Source organism: Allobosea sp. NPDC003192, from assembly GCF_050275675.1.
In the GTDB taxonomy this organism is placed as follows: domain Bacteria; phylum Pseudomonadota; class Alphaproteobacteria; order Rhizobiales; family Beijerinckiaceae; genus Allobosea.
Map to the genome: position 1 here is coordinate 31,182 of NZ_JBNNPK010000019.1, position 18,290 is coordinate 49,471.

Here is an 18,290-nt window from a genome sequence, read left to right on the forward strand (position 1 = left end):
GAGGCAGATCGCGATGAAGCTGCTGCTGGCGGGTGCGACAGGTCTGGTCGGCAGCCATGTGCTGGCGCAGGCGCTCGCCGATCCGCGCATCGATGCAGTGATCGCTCCAACGCGCCGCGCCCTGCCGGCCCATCCGAAGCTGCTGGCACCCACCGTCGATTTCGAGGCGCTGCCCGAGGAAGCGCCGTGGTGGGCCGCCGATGCCGCGATCTGCGCGCTCGGCACGACCATCGGCAAGGCCGGTTCGCAGGACGCCTTCCGGCGGGTCGATCACGACTATCAGCTTGCCGTCGCCCGGCTCGCCAGCCGGCACGGGACGCCGAGTTTCGTGCTGAATTCGGCGCTCGGGGCCAATCCGGGCTCGCGCATCTTCTACAACCGGGTGAAGGGCGAGCTGGAGCGTGACCTCGCCAGCCTCGACTTCGCCTCGCTCACCTTTGTCAGGCCGGGTCTGATCGGCGGCGAGCGCAGCGAGAGCCGTCCGGCCGAACGCGCCGCACTGGTCATGATCGGCATCCTCCGCCCGGTGCTACCGCGCGCCTGGCGCATTAACCCTGCCGGGCGCATCGCCGCCACCATGATCGAGGCCGCCATCGCCGGCAGGCCGGGGACACATGTCGTCGGCTCGGCAGAACTGGTCTGAGCGAGAGCGGCAAGGGCGGGTGATGACGACGGGACGACAGACCGATGTAATCGTGCTCGGGGCCGGCATCGTCGGCGTCAGCACGGCTCTCCATCTGCAGGAACGCGGCCGCAAAGTCCTGCTGGTCGACCGCAGCGAACCCGGCGCCGAGACCAGCTATGGCAATGCCGGGCTGATCGAGCGTGCCTCGGTCATCCCCTATGCCTTCCCGCGCAGCCTTGCGACGCTTCTCACCTTCGCCTCGAACCGCTCGATCGCCGTGCGCTATCGGCCTGTGACGCTGCTGCGGATGGCGCCCTGGCTGGCGCGCTATTGGTGGCACTCGGCGCCCGGCCGGCTCGACCAGCTGGGGCGCGCCATCCTGCCGCTGATCGAGCGCTGCATCGACGAGCATCGCCACTTGACCAAAGCCGCCGGCACCGAGGCGCTGATGCGCGGCGAGGGCTGGATCGAGCTCTACCGCACCCGCCGGAGCTTCCAGGACGCCGCGAGAGCCGCGGAAGAGCTCACGTCCTACAACCTCGCCTACGATCTGCTCGACGAAGCCGCATTGCGGGCACGCGAGCCGGGACTGCTGCCAGGCATCATCGCCGGCGCGGTGCATTGGCGCGATCCGGTGACCGTCAGCGATCCCGGCGCGGTGACGCGCGCCTATGCCGCCCTCTTCACTACGCGCGGCGGCCAGTTTCTGCACGCCGACGCCAGCGCTCTGCAGCATGACGGTTCCGGCTGGCGACTGCCGGCCGGCGTCGAGACCTGGCAAGCGACAGAGGCTGTCGTCGCGCTGGGACCGTGGTCGAACGATCTCTGCGGGCGGCTCGGCTATCGCTTTCCGCTCGCCTTCAAGCGCGGCTACCACATGCATTACGCAACCGCCGAGGGAGCTGCCCTGTGCCACCCGCTCTGCGACGTTCAGGCCGGCTTCGTGCTGACCTCGATGACGCGCGGCATCCGCCTGACCACCGGCATCGAGCTTGCGGCGCGTGACGCCCCATCTGATTCCTGGCAGCTCGACCAGGCCGAACACGTCGCCCGCCGGATCATGCCGCTGGGCCAGCGCCTCGATGCCGAACCCTGGCGCGGCGCCCGGCCCTGTCTGCCGGACATGCTGCCGATCATCGGCCCGGCGACGCGGCATCGTGGCCTCTGGCTCGCTTTCGGCCACGCCCATCACGGCTTCACGCTCGGTCCCGCGACCGGGCGATTGCTGGCCGAGATGATGACCGGCCAGGCGCCGTTCTGCGATCCCGCGCCGTTCGCGGCCACTCGCTTCGCGGGCTGATCTAGGCTGCCTTGCGCTTCTCCGCCGCGTGCTGCTCTTCGGAGACCCCTGCGCGCCAGTAGCTGACGACCAGATGCGCATCGATCTCGGGGCGCAGGTACTGACGCGCCGCCGCACGGATTTCGCGGAAGGCAGCGTGCTCGCATGCGGCCCAGAGATAGAGGCTGCCCTCGCCCGCCGGCCAGTCCAGCGTTGCCAGGGCATCCGTCAGCAGGCTGGTCGAACCCGGCGCGGCGCCGTCGCGATGGAGCCAGCGCAGGCTGACCCCATCCGGCATGGCCAGAGGCTGGCGCTCGGCGGCATCGGCGATCTCGACCAGCGCCAGCCCGGTCGCACTCATCGGCAGGTTCTCCAGCATGCGAGCAAGTGCCGGCAGACCGGTTTCGTCGGCGAGGAAGAGATAGCGCTCGGCGTGCTTCAGGCCGCGCCCGCCCGGCCCGGCCATGCCGATACGGTCACCGGCCTGCACGCGCGCCGCGAAGGCCGAGCCCGGCCCGGCATCATCATGCAGCACGAAATCGATGGCGAGCGTGCCGGCCGCCGCATCGATCTCGCGGACCGTGTATTTGCGGATCGCGGGCCGCTGCTCAGCTGGCGGCGATTGCAGCAGGCCGTCGGCGCCGATCATCGGCCAGACCGGCTCGGCAAGACCCGCCGGCGGAATGAACAGGCGCACATGCAGCGCCTCCAGCGAATCGTAGCGGGCAAGCTCCCCGCCGCGGAAGCGGATGCGCCGCATACGCGGCGTCAGCTGCTCGACGCCGGTCACGGTCAGCACACGGAAATCCGGCGGCAGCATCGGCTCGGCGCCGTCGCCGCTCCAGCGGATCGTCAGCGCGGCGCCCTCCGGCGCGAACTCGACGGCATGGCTCGCGATCGCGAACTTGCTGCCTTGCAGCCGGGCGAGATCGGGCGCTTCGATCACGACGGACAGCGAACCCGGCTCCGTCCTCAGCTCGGCCCTGCTGTCGCCGAACAGGATCGTCGTCACACCGTCGGCCTCGCTCACCTCAGCCTCATGCTCGACGAGGTGTTCGCAGAGCGGGCGCAGCACGGCGACGGGATCAGGCAGGGTGATGCGCGCTGCGGCGCGAAGCATGGTCATCGGGGTGGTCCTGTCGTTGCCTGGTCGCTCAGGGCTTCGCCTGGCCGGGGCCTGCGACCCAGAGCGCGCCGTCGAGCGGGATCGCCGAAAAGCGGTTGGAGATCTCGTCCAGCGTCGCCTGCGGATCGACATCGGCGAAGCGGTCGGGGTGGAACCATTTCGCCAGCCGCTCGATCGCGACGATATGGAGCGGGTTGTCGTTGAACAGGTGCCAGAGCCCGTAGGCGCGGCGATTGCGCACGGCTGCGAGCGCGGCGAGGCCGGGCCGTCCCAGCAGCGCGACGAAGCTATGCGCTGCCGTCTCGCGGGAGACGCCCAGTCCGAGGACGAGGCCGTCGAGCTTGGCCAGATGCGTTCCCCCTGTCGCGACATAGATTGCGGGGTCGGCGGCCAGCAGTTGCTCGAGGCTGATCTGCCCGGTCGCGCCGGGCAGGATCGCGGCGGCGATGTTGTGCCCGCCGGCCGCGCTGATGAAATCGTCGAAAGTGCCCTTGCCCGGGGTCTGGCAGCAATCATAGCCGCCGGCATGGGCGTGCATGAACACCGAGGGCCGCTCGGCTCCGCGCAGGCGCTCCTCGATCAGCCGGCGCCGCTCCTCATAGAAGCGGATATAGGCCTGCGCCCGCTCCTCGTGGCCGATCAGCTTGCCGAGGATGCGCAGGCTCGGCAGCGTGTCGCGCATCGGCTGCAGGAAGAAGTCGACGACGGCGACCTTGATGCCGGCCGCCTCGAAACGCTCGACGAGATCGCCCGGCCCGCGCCGCGTGCCGGCGAGCGAGCGGCTGAGGATGACGAGGTCAGGCGAGAGCGACACCGCCTTCTCGAAGGAGAAGCCGTCCTGCGTGCCGCCATCGCCGACGGTCGGCACACTCTCGATCGCCGGAAACTTGGCGAGATAGCGGGCATAGGCGTCGGGGTTCTGCCGCCGATGATCGGCGCCCCAACCGGCGAGCAGGCTGATCGGATCGGGGTGGATCAGGCCGAGCGCATTGAGCTGACGCCCCTGGGCCAGCACGATCCGCTTCGCCGGAGCCGGCAGGGTCACGCTGCGCCCGAGCAGGTCGGTGACCGTGACCGGCTCAGCGCGGGCAGGCGATGCCAAGGCCGAGAGCAGCACGGCAGCGGCAAGCAACAGCCGCATCAGGAGCTGTGCAGGCGAAGCGATCATGGAGCGTCCTTTTTCCCGGCGCCATCGCCAAGCGTGAACGCGACCGCGCGCGACAGCATCGCCGGGACGACCGAGATATGGTTCTCGCCGGTAAAGACGACGTGCTCGCAATCGACGCGCCCTGACGCCGCCAGCGCCCTGGCCATCTCGGTGGCATTGTCGACCATCCGCGCCATGCGCAGGCGCTCGGCACGCTGCGGATCGCGCCGCGCGCTGTCGCTCTGCTCTTCGCCGCCAACGGTGAGTAGCAGGCGCGGAGTGTCCGCCGCCGCGGGCGAGCGCAGGAACCGCTCGCACGTCGCCAGGATGGCGCGCTCCTCCCACCAGATCGAAGGGCTGCCGGCGACATGGCTGCGGAACAGGCCGGGACGCGTGAAAAGCGCATGGAGGGCGAAGAGCCCGCCAAAGGAATGGCCGGCCAGCGACAGCCGCGCCCGATCGATCGGCGCGAGCCGTTCCACCTGCGCCAGGATCCCACCGATGATGAGATCGAGGAAGCGGTCGGCGCCGCCCTCCGCCGGCAGGAGATCCCGCCGGCGCCGCTCGGCATCGAAGGGGGCGGCCCCGGGATAGCCGATGCCGACGATGACGGCCGGGCCAACTCCGGTGACCTCGGCACGCGCCGCCTGCAGCCGCGCGGCGGACAGTGCAGCTGGGAACAATGCATCGCCGTCGACGAGGACCAGGACCGGAAAGCCGCCAGGCGGCGCCGGCTCGGGCGAGATCGCCACCAGCAGCCGGTACTGCGCCCCGCCGGGAGCGGTAAAGGCTAGGCTATGCGTATGCGGCAGCTCGACCGGCCGGGTAGCCGGGACCTCGGGCCCCTCGAAGGCGAACCGCTCCGGCCGCAGCATCGCGCCTGCCCTTACCAGCGATAGGACAAGGTCGCGAGGACGGTGCGGCGCAGGCCGAAGGAGCACTGCACGGTGCCGTAGCAACCGGCGACATACTCCTTGTCGAACAGGTTCTGCGCGTTGACCTGCACCTTCCAGCCCTTCATCGCGGCATTGGCGGCGCCGAGATCATAGCTGATCGCGGCATCGACCATCGTGTAGTCGTCGGTAAAGAAGGTGTTGCCGGGATCGCCGGCGCCCTTGCCGACATAGCGCACGCCAGCACCCAACCCCAGGCCGGAGAACAGGCCGGTCTTGAAAGTGTAATGCGCCCAGAGCGAGGCCATATGGCGCGGCACCACCGTCGGCCGCTTGCCGAGATCGACGCCCGTGCTCTTGGTCACCTCGGCGTCGGTAAAGGTATAGGCTGCGACGAGATCGAGATTGTCGAAAACGGTCGCCCGCGCCTCGACCTCGACGCCGCGCGCCCTGACCTCGCCGGTCTGGATCTGGAAGCCGGGATTGTTGAGATCCGCCACCTGCACATTGGTCTGGATCAGCTGATAGGCAGCAGCCTGCAGGAAGGCGTTGTAGCCCGGCGGCTGGTATTTGAAGCCGGCTTCGTATTGCTCGCCCTCGGTCGGCTTGAACGCGACGCGATTGAAGGTCGTCCCTGCCACCGGTTCGAACGAGGTCGAATAGCTCGCATAGGGTGCAAAGCCGTTGTCGAAATTGTACATCAGCGCGACGCGGCCGGTATTGGCTGTGTCGTCCTGCTTGGTCAGCGCGCCATTGGTCATATTGCGCGTGCGTGCCATCGCGCGGTCGAAGCGGCCGCCGACCACCAGCGAGAGCCGGTCGAGCTTGATCTGGTCCTGGATATAGACGCCGTATTGCTCCGCGACCTGGCCCGTGCCCGGAATCGCCGGCACCGCGAAGGGGCGGCGACCATAGACCGGGTTGAAGGCGTTCAGCGTCTGCACGGTGCCGCCGGCACCGGTGAAGGCGGTGCCATCGCTCCAGTAGCCGTCGACGCCGAACAGCACCTTGTGGGTCAGCACGCCCGTGCGGAAATCGGCCTGGAGCTGGTTGTCGATGCCGAAGGTCTGCGCCTTCTCGTTCGAGGCGGTGACGCGGCGGGTCAAAGTGCGCTGGTCGGCACCAAGCGAGGCGGCCGCGACGGTGCGATTGCGGGATTCGAGATCGCTGTAGCGGACGTTCTGACGGACGCTGAAGACGTCGTTGAAGCGATGCTCGAAGGCATAGCCGAGCGTCAGGTGATTGCGGCTATAGCCTTCGTAGCCGGGCTCGCCCGGGAAGAAATTGCTGCGGATCTTGCCGTTGCGGTTGGGCAATGCCGTACCGACCGAAGGGATGAAGCCGTAGAAGCCGGTCTCCGGATCGCGCTGGAACGAGGTCAGCAGCGTCAGGCTCGTCGCCGCATTGGGCTGGAAGGTGACTGAGGGCGCGATGTAGAGGCGCTCTTCCTTGGTGAAGTCGACCTGCGTGTCGGCGGCGCGGCCGAGCCCGACGATGCGGTAGAGGATCGTCTTGTCAGGGGTCACCGGCCCGCCGATATCGAAGGCGAGCTGCTTGCGCTCGAAGCTGCCGAACTGAAGCTGGACCTCGCCATGCGCCACGTCGCGCGGGCGCTTGCTGACCATTTCGATCAGGCCGCCGGGCTTGACCTGGCCGAACACCACCGAAGCCGGGCCGCGGATCACCTCGACGCGCTCCAGCCCCCAGGGCTCGACCGCCGGCACCAGGAAGTTGACGCCGCGCTGCAATCTCAGGCCGTCGAGGAAGTTGACGAAGCCGGCGCCGGTGCCTGCGCCACCGAAGCCGCGGATGAAGACGCTGTCATAGCGGCCCATCGACAGGCGCGTCTCGCCGAGCACGCTCGACGAATAGCGCAGCGCCTGGCTGACGCTCTGGGCGCCCTGATCGTCCATCTGCTGGCGGGTGACGACGGTGATCGATTGCGGCGTCTCGATCAGCGGCGTGTCGGTCTTGGTCGCGCTCTCGCTGCGCCTGGCGACATAGCCGTTGACCGGCCCGCTTGCGCGCTCGCCCTGGACCTCGATCGTGTCGAGGCTGACCGTGCCGCCAGCCTGCGCTAGTGCCTCGCAAGACCAGGCGGCGATGATGGCGCCGAACGCAACGCCAGCAGCCAATGCCGCGCGATTGCCAGTGATGAGAACCCCAGTCATGCCTTCGCCCTTGCCCCTTCGCCGTTCTGGCGACCCGTCGGCGGGTTCTTTCAGGAAGCATGCTGCGCCGGCAACGCCGTCGGCTTTCGATTGCGGCAGTATTTCTTTCGGCGCAGTTTCGAGCCTTTCCAGCTCTGAAACAGGAGCGCTCCGTCACCGCAGCGCGCTCGGCGGCATGCCGAAGCGCTTGCGGAACAGGCTGGAGAAATGCGCCGGCGTGTAGCCGACGCGGAAGGCGGCCTCGGCGATGCTGGCCTCGCCCTTGGCGATCAGCGTATGCGCCTGCTGAAGTCGCTGTTCCTGCAGATAGCCGAAGACGCTGGTGCCGAACTCGGCGCGGAAGGCCGAGGTCAGCTTGGTCGGGTTGAGGCCGGTGGCGCGGGCGAGCTCGGCGAGGCTCGGCGGCTGCTGCATCGCAGCGACCAGCATGTCCCGGGCGGCATGGACCTGCTCGCGCGTCCGGGCCGGGAGCCGCGCGGGGCGCAAAGGCGGCTGCCCGACGATCCGGTCGAGCGCTATGGCGGCTAGCTCCAGCGCCTTGCCGGCGAGATAGAGCCGCCGCAGCGGCGCCGCCACCGGGCACGTCGCGATCTCAAGCGCGAGCGCGCAGAGATCGGCATCGGCCGGGCGCACCCAGATGCCGGCATCCCCGGCTCCGGCCAGAGCGAACAATTGCTGCATCGGCGCGGCGAATTCCCGCTCGACGAAATCGAGAGCGAACTGCATCAGCACGCAGCGGACCTCGCCGCCGCTGAGGCCAGTGCGCTGCTGGACATGGTCGCCGCTGTTCGCCGCGACCAGCAGGGCCGGTCCGCGAACCAGCACGGCCGGACGATCATCGAGCTCGAGGGATTGTCGCCCGTCGAGCATGACCGCGATCTTCAAGCCCCGGCGCATCGGCCCGACCACGCGCTCGCCTTCCGGGTTCGGAAATGTCCCGGCCGACAGCGATAGCTGCTGCGAGAACAGCGGCAAGCCCACCAAGGATTCGTGATCGGAAACTGGCTGAAGCGCATTCACACTGGCAGCATAATTCAATGCCTTTCCACCTCAAAACCTTGGCTTCAGTTTAAAAATCTTCCAAGGTCAGCGCGACTCATCGCGTTGTTTCATTCACTGGCGGGACTCTCCGACATTCCGCGACTGATGCCAGATGGGGCTGACGTGGAAGCAGCGGGGCGGGCCGGCATTGGGAAGAGTGGCCTCAGGATTGATCTTCATCCCTTGAGGTGGTTAGGTCCATTCATGCGATTTCGGTCCGCCATCCGGGGCCTGACCCTTCGACTTAGCCGCCCGGCGCTGTGAGCGCCGGGTTTTGAAGGCCTGTCTCTATCGCATGACGGCGCAGCAGAGCCCTGAGCAGGCCTGACGCCGCATCCTTCGCAAGGGTTGTCCCATGACCACGATGCCGATTTCCAAGTACCGCGCCTATGCGCCGGTCAATCTGCCTGACCGCAAATGGCCCTCGCAGGTGCTGACCAAAGCGCCGATCTGGTGCTCCGTCGACCTGCGCGACGGCAACCAGGCGCTGATCGAGCCGATGGGCGTCGATCGCAAGAACCGCATGTTCAACCTCCTGGTGAAGATGGGGTTCAAGGAGATCGAAGTCGCCTTCCCTGCCGCATCCCAGACCGATTTCGACTTCGTCCGCTCGATCATCGAGAGCGGCGCCATTCCCGACGACGTCGCGATCCAGGTTCTGACGCAGTGCCGCTCCGAACTGATCGAGCGCACCTTCGAGGCGGTGAAGGGCGCCAAGAACGTCATCCTGCACTTCTACAACTCGACCTCGACGCTGCAGCGCGACGTAGTCTTCCGCTCCGACCGCAAGGGCATTGTCAAGATCGCGACCGATGCTGCCGCGCAAATCAAGGCGCTGGCCGCGCAGGCGCCGGAGACGAACTTCACCTTCGAATATTCGCCGGAGAGCTTCACCGGCACCGAGCTCGACTACGCCCTGGAGATCTGCGAGGCGGTCAAGGCGGTTATCGGGCCGACGCCGCAGAAGAAGCTGATCCTCAATCTGCCGGCGACCGTCGAGATGGCGACGCCGAACGTCCATGCCGACCAGTTCGAATGGTTCGGCCGCAACATCTCCGACCGCGACAGCGTGCTGCTCTCGATCCATCCGCATAATGACCGCGGCACGGCGGTCGCCGCCGCCGAGCTCGCGCTGATGGCCGGCGCCGACCGTGTCGAGGGCACGCTGTTCGGCAATGGCGAGCGCACCGGCAATGTCGACATCGTCACCATGGCGCTGAACCTGTTCACGCAAGGGGTCGATCCCGAGCTCGACCTGCGCGATGTCAACGAGATCCGCAGCGTCGCCGAATACTGCACGCAGCTGCCGGTGCACGAGCGCCACCCCTATGTCGGCGAGCTCGTCTACACCGCCTTCTCCGGCTCGCATCAGGACGCGATCAAGAAGGGCTTCGATGCGCAGGAGAAGCGCAACGACCCGCTCTTCCAGGTGCCCTATCTGCCGATCGACCCCAAGGATGTCGGCCGCGACTACGAGGCGGTGATCCGGATCAACTCGCAATCCGGCAAGGGCGGCATCGCCTATATCCTGCAGGCCGATCACGGTCTCGACCTGCCGCGCCCGCTGCAGATCGCCTTCTCCAAGATCGCCCAGGAGCAGATGGACGAGGAGGGCAAGGAGCTGACCAGCGCGGTGCTCTGGTCCCTGTTCAGCAAGACCTACCTCTTGAGCGATGCCCCGCTGGAGCTGATCACGCACAAGACCTTCCCGGCGGCGCAGGGCTCGCGCACGCTGACGGCGGAACTCAAGCAGGACGGCGCGATCCGGACGATCGAGGGCGTCGGCAACGGCCCGATCGACGCCTTCGTCGATGCGCTGAAGACGACCTATGGCGTCGAGTTCTCCTTCCTCGACTATCACGAGCACGCGGTCGGCCGCGGCGCCAACGCCACCGCCGCCTGCTATGTCCAGCTCCAGGACGAGAAGGGCCGGGTCGTGCACGGCGTCGGCATCGACCCGAATATCGTCATGGCCTCGCTCAAGGCAGTGCTCAGCGGCATGCAGCGGGTGATGGCCGGGCAGACGGGCTGAAGTTCCGCTGTCATTCAAAGCCGTCCGGTTCGCCTGGTCGGAGACGATAGAGACGCGGGAACCCTCTCCTGGAAGGAGAGGGCAGGGTGAGGTGTGGGCGGCCTGACCAGTTCCGTGAGCGCCGACCGCGCGGTTGGGGTCAGGCTACCGTTTCCGCTCCGAACACCTCACCCCTACCCCTCTCCTTCCAGGAGAGGGGTTCCCCGCGCCAACCGAGTACCGGCGCGATCAGCGCGACGAAGTCGGCGATGATCTGGCGGTAGTCCGCGATTGCGAAATTGTAGGGCAGTTCCAGCCGCAGCATATCGACCAGCGGCAGGATCGGATCGGCCTGAAGCCGCTCGACGATCTCGGCCGCGGTGCCGACAAGGTCGGGCGTGAACAGCGTCCGGCGCTCGCCTTGCGGCGCCAATGTCCGCTCATGCCGGCTTTCGGCATAGTCGCGATAGCGCTGGCGCGTCGCTGTGTCGGCGCTGTCGAGCGGTACGATCACACGGCCAACCGCGATCTTCGGCTCGCCCTCCCCCCGCCAGTGCGAGCGAAATGCCTCGATATGGCGGCTTTGCACGACGAAGAAATCGTCGGTGTCCTCGCCCGTATTGAGATTGCCGATGAGCAGATGGAAGCCGTTCTCGGCGGCCCAGCGGGCCGAGCGCAGCGAGCCGCCGCCATACCAGAGCCGCTGCCTTAACCCCGGTGCATGCGGGCGCAGGCGCGGGCGATGCTCGCCGGCAGCGGAGCTGATGCGGCTGTCGGCATCACCGAGCCAGTAGCCATCCAGATTGTTGGCGAGCCTGGCGACGCGGGCATGCGAGAAATCGTAAGCGGCGGGATCGGCATCGAAGAAGCGCTCGCCCAGCAGCTTGCCGAAGGGTGGCGGGCCGGCGCTCAGGCCGACATTGAGCCGCCCGCCGGAGAGGACGTCGACCAGCGAGAGGTCCTCGGCCAGCCGGAACGGGTTCTCGTAGCCCATCTGGATCACGGCGGTGCCGAGCCCGATCCGGCTGGTGCGCTGGCTCGCTGCCGCGAGGAAGGTCGCGGCCGAGGAGACGCCGGGCTCGAGATGGCGCTGGCGCACCCAGGCGCTGTCGAAGCCGAGCGCCTCGCCATACTCGAAGAGCGCGAGCGTCTCCTCAAGGCCGGCGCGCGGATCGGCGTCGTCGTAATTGCCGGGCGTCAGGAAGGCGATGTGCCGGATGGCGAGCTTGGACATGGCGTTTTCAGTATTTCGGCAGGCCGGGCGGATTGGTCTCGGATCGGTCGAGCGCCTCCCCTTCCAGGCTCCAGCGCGCCAGCGATGCCCGGAACTTGCCGTTGGCGATCAGCCCGTTGGTCGCGATGGTCAGCGCATCGACCAGGCCGCTGCCCTTGCGCGTGGTGATCGCGACATCCGATTTCAGCGGCCAGCCGGCGCTGAGCGTGCCGACGCGCCTGATGTCCTTGTCGCGCGCCGCGATGAAGACGAGCTGCGCATGCGGCTGGACGATGACGTCGACCCGGCCCGAGCGCAGCGCGACCAGCCGCCCGGCTTCGTCGTCGAAGAGCTGGAGCTCGATCGGCTTCAGGCCGGCGGCGACGTTCTGCTTGCTCCATTCGACCAGGATGCGCTCCTGATTGGTACCGCCCCCAACGCTGATCTTGAGGCCGGCGGCATCCTTCGGCTCCCTGATCTCGGTGACCTTGCTGTCGGCCCTGACGAAGAAGCCGTGCAGGCCGTGCCGATAGGTCGAGAAGTCGAACTTCTCCTTGCGCTGCTCGGTGACGCCGACATTGGAGATGACGGCGTCGTACTTGCCCGAAGCCAGCCCCAGCGGCCAGTCGGCCCAGGCGATCGGCTGCAAATCGAGCTTGAGACCAAGGCTGTCGGCAATGAGCTGGGCAAAATCGGCATCGGCGCCGACCACGGTCTTGGCGTCGGTCGCATAGGTCGCGAGCGGCGGCCCGCCCGGGCTCACCGCCACTGTCAGCACGCCCGGCTCGGTGAATTTGAATCCCTTCGGGATCGCAGCGATTGCCTCCGGCTGCTTCTCCGCCCTCACCCGCCCGGATTGCTCCGGCCCGAGATCGAACGGCGCCTGGGCCAGAGCCGGATCCCGCGCTTGGCCAAAGATGGCCCAGCCACCGAGGAGAAGCGCCAACATGGCACGCGCTCGCAACATCATCGTCTTCCCTGTTCCCTGATAGGGCGGGCGCCGCGCACTGCCGCAGCGCCCGTCGCACTCACTTCGCCGGCAGTCCAGGCGGGTTGGTGCGCGACTGCTCGATCGCCTCGGCCGCGAGGTTCCAGCGTCCGAGCGCCTTGGCGTAGTTGCCGTTGCCGATCTGGGTGTTGACGGCATGGGTGATCGCCTCGGCGAGCCCGGCGCCCTTGCGGGTGGTCACCGCGATCTCGGCCAGCAGCGGCCAGCCGCCGGAGAAGTTGCCGGCGAGGCGGGTCTTGTTCTCCTGCGCCGCCTTGAAGCTGAGCAGGGCGTTCGGGCCGAGATAGGCGTCGGCGCGTCCCGTCTCCAGCGCGAGATAGAGCACCACGTCATCGTCATAATACTGGACCTCGGCCGGTTTCAGCCCGGCCTTCACATTCTGCTCGTTCCAGCGCAGCAGGATCTGCTCCTGATTGGTGCCGGAGCCGACGATGACCTTGAGGCCGGCGACGTCGCGCGGCTCGCGAATCTGGATCTCGTTGTCCTTCTTCACATAGAAGCCGAGCAGGTCCTTGCGATAGGTCGAGAAGTCGAACTTCTCCTTGCGCTGCTCGGTGACAGTGATGTTCGAGATCGCCGCATCGTATTTGCCGGAGGCGACGCCGAGCGGCCAGTCGGCCCAGGAGACCGGGACGATCTCCAGCTTGCGGCCCAGCGCATCGGCGACGAGCTGGGCGATATCCGGCTCCGAACCGACGATGCTTTTGGTGTCGCTCGCATAGCCGGCAAAAGGCAAGCGGCCGGTAGCGTTGGCGACGGTGAAGACGCCGTCCTTCACGAACTTGGCGTCCTTGCCGATCAGCTTGATCGCAGCTTCGTCGCGCTGCGCCCGCGGCCGGCCGGGCTGTTCGGGCGAGAGGTCGATCGCCTGCTGGGCGAGGCCGAGCGAGGGGAGAAGCGCGCCGGCCGAGGCAGCCCCGAGCAGAGCGAGCGTGTTGCGTCTGGTGATCATGGCTTAACTCCCAGGAAAATGAGGGTCAGAGGACCTTGGCGAGGAATTCGCGGGTGCGGGGATGGTCGGGCTCGGCGAAGACGCGAGCCGGCGGGCCGACTTCGAGGATGCGGCCGGCCTCCATGAAGACGACCTCGTCGGCGACCTCACGGGCAAAACCGATCTCATGGGTGACGATGACCAGCGTCGTGCCGGAGCGGGCGAGCTCCTTGATGACGTCGAGCACCTCGTTGACGAGCTCGGGATCGAGCGCCGAGGTCGGCTCGTCGAAGAGCAGCACCTTGGGCTTCAGCGCGAGCGCCCGGGCAATGGCGACGCGCTGCTGCTGGCCGCCGGAGAGCTGACGCGGATAGGCGTCGGCCTTCTCGGCGAGGCCGACGCGGGCGAGCAGTTCGCGCGCCTCGGCCAGCGCCTGCTCGCGGCTGACACCGCGCACCGAAAGCGGCGCCTCGATGACGTTCTCGATCGCGGTCAGATGCGGGAACAGGTTGAAGCTCTGGAACACCATGCCGACATCGACGCGGCGCTTCAGGATCTCGCGCTCCTTGAGTTCGTAGAGCGTGTCGCCGTCCTGGCGGTAGCCGATCAGCTCGCCGTCGATGGCGATGAAGCCCTCATCGACGCGTTCGAGATGGTTGATCGAGCGCAGCAGGGTCGACTTGCCCGAGCCGGACTGGCCGATGATCGCGGTGACGCTGCCGGGCCGCAGCGCCAGGCTGACATCGTCGAGCACCTTGAGCGGGCCAAAACTCTTCGAGACGTTGCTGATGCGGATCTCGCCGCCGCTGCGCCGCAAGCTCGCCAGCGAAGGAGCCGCCGTGGCGGAAGAACTCGGCTGGGCCAAAGCAGCCTCGGTACGCCGCGCTGCTGCGGCATCGCGCGAGCGGCCCAAGCGAGCCAGTACCAGCCCGATCAGCGAGGGCGGCGGATTGCGCAGCGCGCCGCGCGAGTAATAGCGCTCGATATGGTGCTGGACGAAGGAGAGCACGCTCAGGATGACGAGGTACCAGACCGTCGCCACCATCAGCAGCGGGATCACCTCGAGATTGCGCCGGTAGATGATCTGGATGGTGTAGAACAGCTCCGGCAGCGCCAGGATGTAGACCTGAGAGGTGCCCTTCGCCAGCAGGATGATCTCGTTGAAGCCGTTGGGCAGGATGGTGCGCATCGCCTGCGGCAGCACGATCCGCGAGAACTGGCGTCGTCGCGGCAGGCCGAGCGCGGCCGCGGCCTCGTGCTGGCCCTGGTCGACCGAGAGGATGCCACCACGAACGATCTCGGAGGAGAAAGCGCCGGCATGCAGGGTCAGCCCCAGCACCGCCGCGAAGAACGGCGTGATCAATTGCGTCGTCGACCAGGAGGCGAAGGTGATCTCGGTGAAGGGAACGCCGAGCCAGACCGTCGAATAGAGATAGCCGAGATTGTTGAGGATCAGCAGCAGCACGATCAGCGGGATCGAGCGGAACAGCCAGACATAGGCCCAGGACAAAGAGGCCAGCAGCGGCGAGCCCGAGACGCGCGCCAAGGCCAGGCCGGTACCGAGCAGGAAACCGAGAACAGTGCCGAACAAGGTGAGCAGCAAGGTTCGGCCGAGCCCTGCCAGCACCGGCTCCGAGAAGAACCATTCGGCGAAGACGTCCCAGCCCCAGCGCGGATTGGAGAGGACCGAGTTCGCGACCGCGAAAATCACGACAACCGCGAAGACGGTGCCGATGGTGCGGGCCGGATAGCGCGCCGGCACGATGCGGTAGCGGCTGAAATCGCGGGTCGGCGGTGTGCTATGGGCGCGCGTCGGCAGGCCCGCGAAATCGCTGGCGAGGCTCATGGCTGGTCTCGTTTTCTGTTGATGCGGCGGGCGGCGCGATCAGGCGGCGCTGGCAGGCAGTTGCTCGGCGGGCGGGCGCAGCTTGTAAGCGGCTACCGCGAGGTCCTTCTCGAAAGCGAGCTTCTTGTAGACCTCGGGATCGACCGCGGGATCGAACAGCGGCGTGTAGCCGGTGTTGAGGTAGAGGTCCCGCGCCTCGGGCTGGCGGAAGCCGGTGGTCAGGAAGATCTTGCCATAGCCTTGGCGCACCGCCTGCGCCTCCAGTTCCTCGACGACGCGCCGAGCGAGGCCCTGGCGGCGGAAGGCATTGTCGGTCCACATCCGCTTCAGCTCGGCGGTCTGCGCGTCATAGCGCTTGAAGGCGCCGCCGGCGATGGCGCGGCCGCCGCGGAGCAGCAGCACGAAATTGCCCTCGGGCGGCGCGAACAGCGATGCGGGGTAGCGGCTCATCTCGGCGCCCGGGGGCTCGCCGAAATAAGTGCCATAACGGGTGGCGTATTCCCAGGTCAGCTGCTCGACCAGGGGCTGGGCGAGCGGATCGAGCGGGGTGGTGTAGAAGAATTCGTCGGCCATGGGACAGCCTCTCGGAAAGCGGGATTCTGGAAACGGGTTCAGGCCTTCAGCCGGCCTTGCGCGGCACGGTGGCCGGGGCGGGGCGGGCATAGCGGCTCTCGCGGCGCGGCAAGCCGAGATGGTCGCGCAGCGTTTCGCCCGGCAGGCTGCGATCGTAGACGCCGCGCGCCTCCAGCTCCGGAATCACCAGCTCGACGAAATCGTCGAGCCCCTGGCCGATCACCGGGAAGCCGAGGATGAAACCATCCGCCGCCTGCTTCTCGACGCGCTCGATCAGGATATCGGCGATCTCTTCGGCAGAGCCGATCAGGTCGGCGCGCGGTGTCGCAGCTTCCAGCGCCGCCTCGCGCAGGGTCTGGCGCTTCAGGGCGGCGGTGCGCTTGATCCGGTCGGTGGTCGAGCGGAAGCTGTTCTTGCCGATCTCGCCGAGCTCCGGGAAGGGCGCATCGAGCGGGTAGGCGCTGAAATCGTGATGGTCGAAATAGCGGCCGAGATAGGCGAGCGCCTCGTCGATCGAGACGAGATCGCGGATCGCCTGGTACTTGTCCTCGGCCTCCTTGCGCGTGCGGCCGACGATCGGGCCGGCGCTCGGGAAGATCTTGACGTCGTCGGCGAGCCGCCCCTGCGCGATCGCGCTGGTCTTGATGCTGCGGTAGAAGGCCTGGCCCTCCTCCAGCGAGACATGGTTGGCGAAGACCGCATCGGCATGGCGGCCGGCGAGGCCGATGCCCGCATCGGAGGCGCCGGCCTGGAACAGCACCGGCTGGCCCTGCGGCGAGCGCTGGATGTTGAGCGGGCCCTCGACCTGGAAGTAGCGGCCCTTGTAGCCGAGCGTGTGCAGCTTCTCGCGATCGAAGAAGCGGCCGGCCTCGCGGTCGCGGACGAAGGCGTCGTCGTCCCAGGAATCCCAGAGCCCCTTGGCGACGTCGAGGTATTCGTGGGCGATCTCGTAGCGCAGCGAGTGCTCGGGATGCGCGCGGCCATAATTGCGGCCGGAGCCTTCCAGCGGCGAGGTCACCGCGTTCCAGCCTGCGCGCCCGCCGGAGATCAGGTCGAGCGAGGCGAATTGCCGGGCGATGGTGAAGGGGTCGCTATAGGAGGTCGAGACCGTGCCGACGAGGCCGAGCTTCTTCGTCGCCGTCGCCAGCGCTGAGAGAATGGTCAGCGGCTCGAAGCGGTTGAGGAAATGCGGGATCGACTTCTCGTTGATGTAGAGCCCGTCGGCGACGAAGGCGAAGGCGATGCCGTTCTCCTCGGCCTTGCGGGCGTTGCGGATGAAGAAGTCGAGATTGACGCTGGCATCGGCCGGATTGCTCGGATGGCGCCAGGCGTTCATGTGGCTGCCGGGGCCCTGCAGCATCAGGCCGAAGGTGAGACGGGTCTTGCTCATCGGGTTCTCCTGTCGGCTCAGGCGGCGAGCGCCGGTGCATCGCCGGCGAGCAGCGTGATCGAGGCGAGGCGCTGGGCGGTCGCGGCGGCCGGGGTATCGATGACGAATTCGGCGATGCCGAAGCGGGCGGACAGCGCATCGAGCTCGCGCCGGACGTCCTCGGCGGTGCCGGCGAGGATGCTCGGGCGGCGGATTTCGGTGGTGTAGGACGCCGCTCCGGCCTGGCGGGCGAACTCGGCCGCCTGTTCCTCGCTGCCGAGATTGACGCTCTGGCCATTGTCGAGAGTCAGCCTGACGACACGCAGCGGCTCGGTCAGCGCCCGCGCCTCCTCGGCCGTCGCAGCTGCGAGGGCGGCGAGGCCGAAGAGCGGCGGCTGCCTGGCGCCGGCGTTGGCATAAGCATTGAGGCTGGCCTCGATTGCCTTGGGATCGCCGTTGAGCTGGCCGGCGAAGACGAAGCGCCAGCCGCGCTCGGCTGCTAGCCTTGCACTGTCAGGGCTGGCGCCGAGCAGAAAGCGCTCGACCGGCGCAGGCGGCCTCGGCAGAGCCTGCGCACCGGCGAGGAGATCGCTGGTGTCGAGCGATCCGGCGAGGAAGCCGTCGAGTTCCGCCAGCAAGGCTTCGAAGGAGCGGGCCCGCTCCGGGTCGTGCTGGACGCGCAGCGCCCTGGTCGAGAGCGGCAGGCCGCCCGGTGCCTTGCCGACGCCGAGATCGATGCGATCAGGCGCCAGCGCCGCGAGCAGGTTGAAGGTCTCCGCGACCTTGTAGGGGCTGTAATGCTGCAGCAGCACGCCACCGGAGCCGATGCGGATGCGGCGGGTGCGGGCGACCAGATGGGCGACCAGGATTTCCGGCGCGGAGCTGGCGAGGCCCGGAAAGCCGTGATGCTCGGCGAGCCAGAAGCGGTGATAGCCGAGCCGCTCGGCGGCCTGCACCAGCGCGATGGTGCGCTGCAGGGCGTCGACCGCGGTCTCGCCGTCGAGGATCGGGCTCTTGTCGAGCAGGCTGAGGGAATAGGCCATGGGATGTCTCGCC

At 67.7% G+C, this 18,290-nt stretch carries 15 protein-coding genes; 3 read left to right on the forward strand and 12 right to left on the reverse strand.

Annotated features, from left to right (window positions below; translation table 11 throughout):
* Nucleotides 1–13: 13 nt before the first annotated feature.
* Complete coding sequence (locus tag ACQKLX_RS22520) at nt 14–643, forward strand: Rossmann-fold NAD(P)-binding domain-containing protein (RefSeq protein ID WP_427363792.1); 630 nt, start codon at nt 14–16, stop codon at nt 641–643.
* 22 nt (nt 644–665) lie between these two features.
* Complete coding sequence (locus tag ACQKLX_RS22525; RefSeq protein WP_427363793.1) at nt 666–1,925, forward strand: NAD(P)/FAD-dependent oxidoreductase; 1,260 nt, start codon at nt 666–668, stop codon at nt 1,923–1,925.
* A 1-nt stretch (nt 1,926) separates the two neighbouring features.
* Here ACQKLX_RS22525 and ACQKLX_RS22530 read toward each other — a convergent pair whose 3' ends face one another.
* From ACQKLX_RS22530 to ACQKLX_RS22550, 5 genes are all read right to left on the reverse strand, one after another.
* A complete protein-coding gene (locus tag ACQKLX_RS22530; RefSeq protein ID WP_427363794.1) occupies nt 1,927–3,030 on the reverse strand; it encodes a DUF2218 domain-containing protein in 1,104 nt (367 codons plus the stop codon).
* A 28-nt stretch (nt 3,031–3,058) separates the two neighbouring features.
* Nucleotides 3,059–4,198, reverse strand: a complete 1,140-nt coding sequence (locus ACQKLX_RS22535) for an ABC transporter substrate-binding protein (RefSeq protein WP_427363795.1) — start codon at nt 4,196–4,198, stop codon at nt 3,059–3,061.
* Nucleotides 4,195–5,052 carry an alpha/beta hydrolase gene (locus ACQKLX_RS22540; RefSeq protein ID WP_427363796.1) on the reverse strand — a complete coding sequence of 286 codons (858 nt, stop codon included), beginning with the start codon at nt 5,050–5,052 and terminating at the stop codon, nt 4,195–4,197. Before ACQKLX_RS22540 ends, ACQKLX_RS22535 begins: the two co-directional genes overlap by 4 nt.
* 11 nt (nt 5,053–5,063) lie before the next feature.
* Nucleotides 5,064–7,241, reverse strand: coding sequence for a TonB-dependent siderophore receptor (locus ACQKLX_RS22545; RefSeq protein ID WP_427363797.1), 2,178 nt, complete (start codon nt 7,239–7,241; stop codon nt 5,064–5,066).
* Nucleotides 7,242–7,394: 153 nt separating this feature from the next.
* The gene (locus ACQKLX_RS22550) at nt 7,395–8,222 is read right to left on the reverse strand and encodes a helix-turn-helix transcriptional regulator (RefSeq protein WP_427363798.1); all 828 of its coding nucleotides are present in this window, start codon (nt 8,220–8,222) and stop codon (nt 7,395–7,397) included.
* Between the two features lie 424 nt (nt 8,223–8,646).
* Here ACQKLX_RS22550 and leuA point away from each other — a divergent pair, with 424 nt between their 5' ends.
* Nucleotides 8,647–10,314: a 2-isopropylmalate synthase gene (leuA, locus tag ACQKLX_RS22555; RefSeq protein WP_427363896.1), complete on the forward strand. Its 1,668-nt coding sequence runs from the start codon at nt 8,647–8,649 to the stop codon at nt 10,312–10,314.
* Nucleotides 10,315–10,453: 139 nt separating this feature from the next.
* On the opposite strand, the gene ACQKLX_RS22560 is transcribed toward leuA, so the two are convergent.
* The 7 genes from ACQKLX_RS22560 to ACQKLX_RS22590 all read right to left on the reverse strand — a co-directional run bounded on the left by ACQKLX_RS22560 (nt 10,454) and on the right by ACQKLX_RS22590 (nt 18,277).
* Entirely contained in the window at nt 10,454–11,527 is a 1,074-nt protein-coding gene (locus tag ACQKLX_RS22560; protein WP_427363799.1) for an LLM class flavin-dependent oxidoreductase, read from the reverse strand.
* A gap of 7 nt (nt 11,528–11,534) precedes the next feature.
* Entirely contained in the window at nt 11,535–12,455 is a 921-nt protein-coding gene (locus tag ACQKLX_RS22565) for an ABC transporter substrate-binding protein (RefSeq protein WP_427363800.1), read from the reverse strand.
* A gap of 79 nt (nt 12,456–12,534) precedes the next feature.
* Nucleotides 12,535–13,467, reverse strand: a complete 933-nt coding sequence (locus ACQKLX_RS22570) for an ABC transporter substrate-binding protein (RefSeq protein ID WP_427363801.1) — start codon at nt 13,465–13,467, stop codon at nt 12,535–12,537.
* A 25-nt stretch (nt 13,468–13,492) separates the two neighbouring features.
* Nucleotides 13,493–15,292, reverse strand: a complete 1,800-nt coding sequence (locus ACQKLX_RS22575; RefSeq protein ID WP_427363802.1) for an amino acid ABC transporter permease/ATP-binding protein — start codon at nt 15,290–15,292, stop codon at nt 13,493–13,495.
* 39 nt (nt 15,293–15,331) lie between these two features.
* Nucleotides 15,332–15,865: a GNAT family N-acetyltransferase gene (locus tag ACQKLX_RS22580; RefSeq protein ID WP_427363803.1), complete on the reverse strand. Its 534-nt coding sequence runs from the start codon at nt 15,863–15,865 to the stop codon at nt 15,332–15,334.
* Between the two features lie 46 nt (nt 15,866–15,911).
* A complete protein-coding gene (locus tag ACQKLX_RS22585) occupies nt 15,912–17,255 on the reverse strand; it encodes an LLM class flavin-dependent oxidoreductase (RefSeq protein ID WP_427363804.1) in 1,344 nt (447 codons plus the stop codon).
* A gap of 17 nt (nt 17,256–17,272) precedes the next feature.
* Nucleotides 17,273–18,277: an MsnO8 family LLM class oxidoreductase gene (locus ACQKLX_RS22590; RefSeq protein WP_427363805.1), complete on the reverse strand. Its 1,005-nt coding sequence runs from the start codon at nt 18,275–18,277 to the stop codon at nt 17,273–17,275.
* Between the last annotated feature and the right edge of the window lie 13 nt (nt 18,278–18,290).

Coding starts and splice junctions, on each gene's coding strand:
- ACQKLX_RS22520 (WP_427363792.1), top strand. CDS start 14: ATGAAGCTGCTGCTGGCGGGTGCGACAGGTCTGGTCGGCAGCCATGTG.
- ACQKLX_RS22525 (WP_427363793.1), top strand. CDS start 666: ATGACGACGGGACGACAGACCGATGTAATCGTGCTCGGGGCCGGCATC.
- ACQKLX_RS22530 (WP_427363794.1), bottom strand. CDS start 3,030: ATGACCATGCTTCGCGCCGCAGCGCGCATCACCCTGCCTGATCCCGTC.
- ACQKLX_RS22535 (WP_427363795.1), bottom strand. CDS start 4,198: ATGATCGCTTCGCCTGCACAGCTCCTGATGCGGCTGTTGCTTGCCGCT.
- ACQKLX_RS22540 (WP_427363796.1), bottom strand. CDS start 5,052: ATGCTGCGGCCGGAGCGGTTCGCCTTCGAGGGGCCCGAGGTCCCGGCT.
- ACQKLX_RS22545 (WP_427363797.1), bottom strand. CDS start 7,241: ATGACTGGGGTTCTCATCACTGGCAATCGCGCGGCATTGGCTGCTGGC.
- leuA (WP_427363896.1), top strand. CDS start 8,647: ATGCCGATTTCCAAGTACCGCGCCTATGCGCCGGTCAATCTGCCTGAC.
- ACQKLX_RS22560 (WP_427363799.1), bottom strand. CDS start 11,527: ATGTCCAAGCTCGCCATCCGGCACATCGCCTTCCTGACGCCCGGCAAT.
- ACQKLX_RS22565 (WP_427363800.1), bottom strand. CDS start 12,455: ATGTTGGCGCTTCTCCTCGGTGGCTGGGCCATCTTTGGCCAAGCGCGG.
- ACQKLX_RS22570 (WP_427363801.1), bottom strand. CDS start 13,467: ATGATCACCAGACGCAACACGCTCGCTCTGCTCGGGGCTGCCTCGGCC.
- ACQKLX_RS22575 (WP_427363802.1), bottom strand. CDS start 15,292: ATGAGCCTCGCCAGCGATTTCGCGGGCCTGCCGACGCGCGCCCATAGC.
- ACQKLX_RS22580 (WP_427363803.1), bottom strand. CDS start 15,865: ATGGCCGACGAATTCTTCTACACCACCCCGCTCGATCCGCTCGCCCAG.
- ACQKLX_RS22585 (WP_427363804.1), bottom strand. CDS start 17,255: ATGAGCAAGACCCGTCTCACCTTCGGCCTGATGCTGCAGGGCCCCGGC.
- ACQKLX_RS22590 (WP_427363805.1), bottom strand. CDS start 18,277: ATGGCCTATTCCCTCAGCCTGCTCGACAAGAGCCCGATCCTCGACGGC.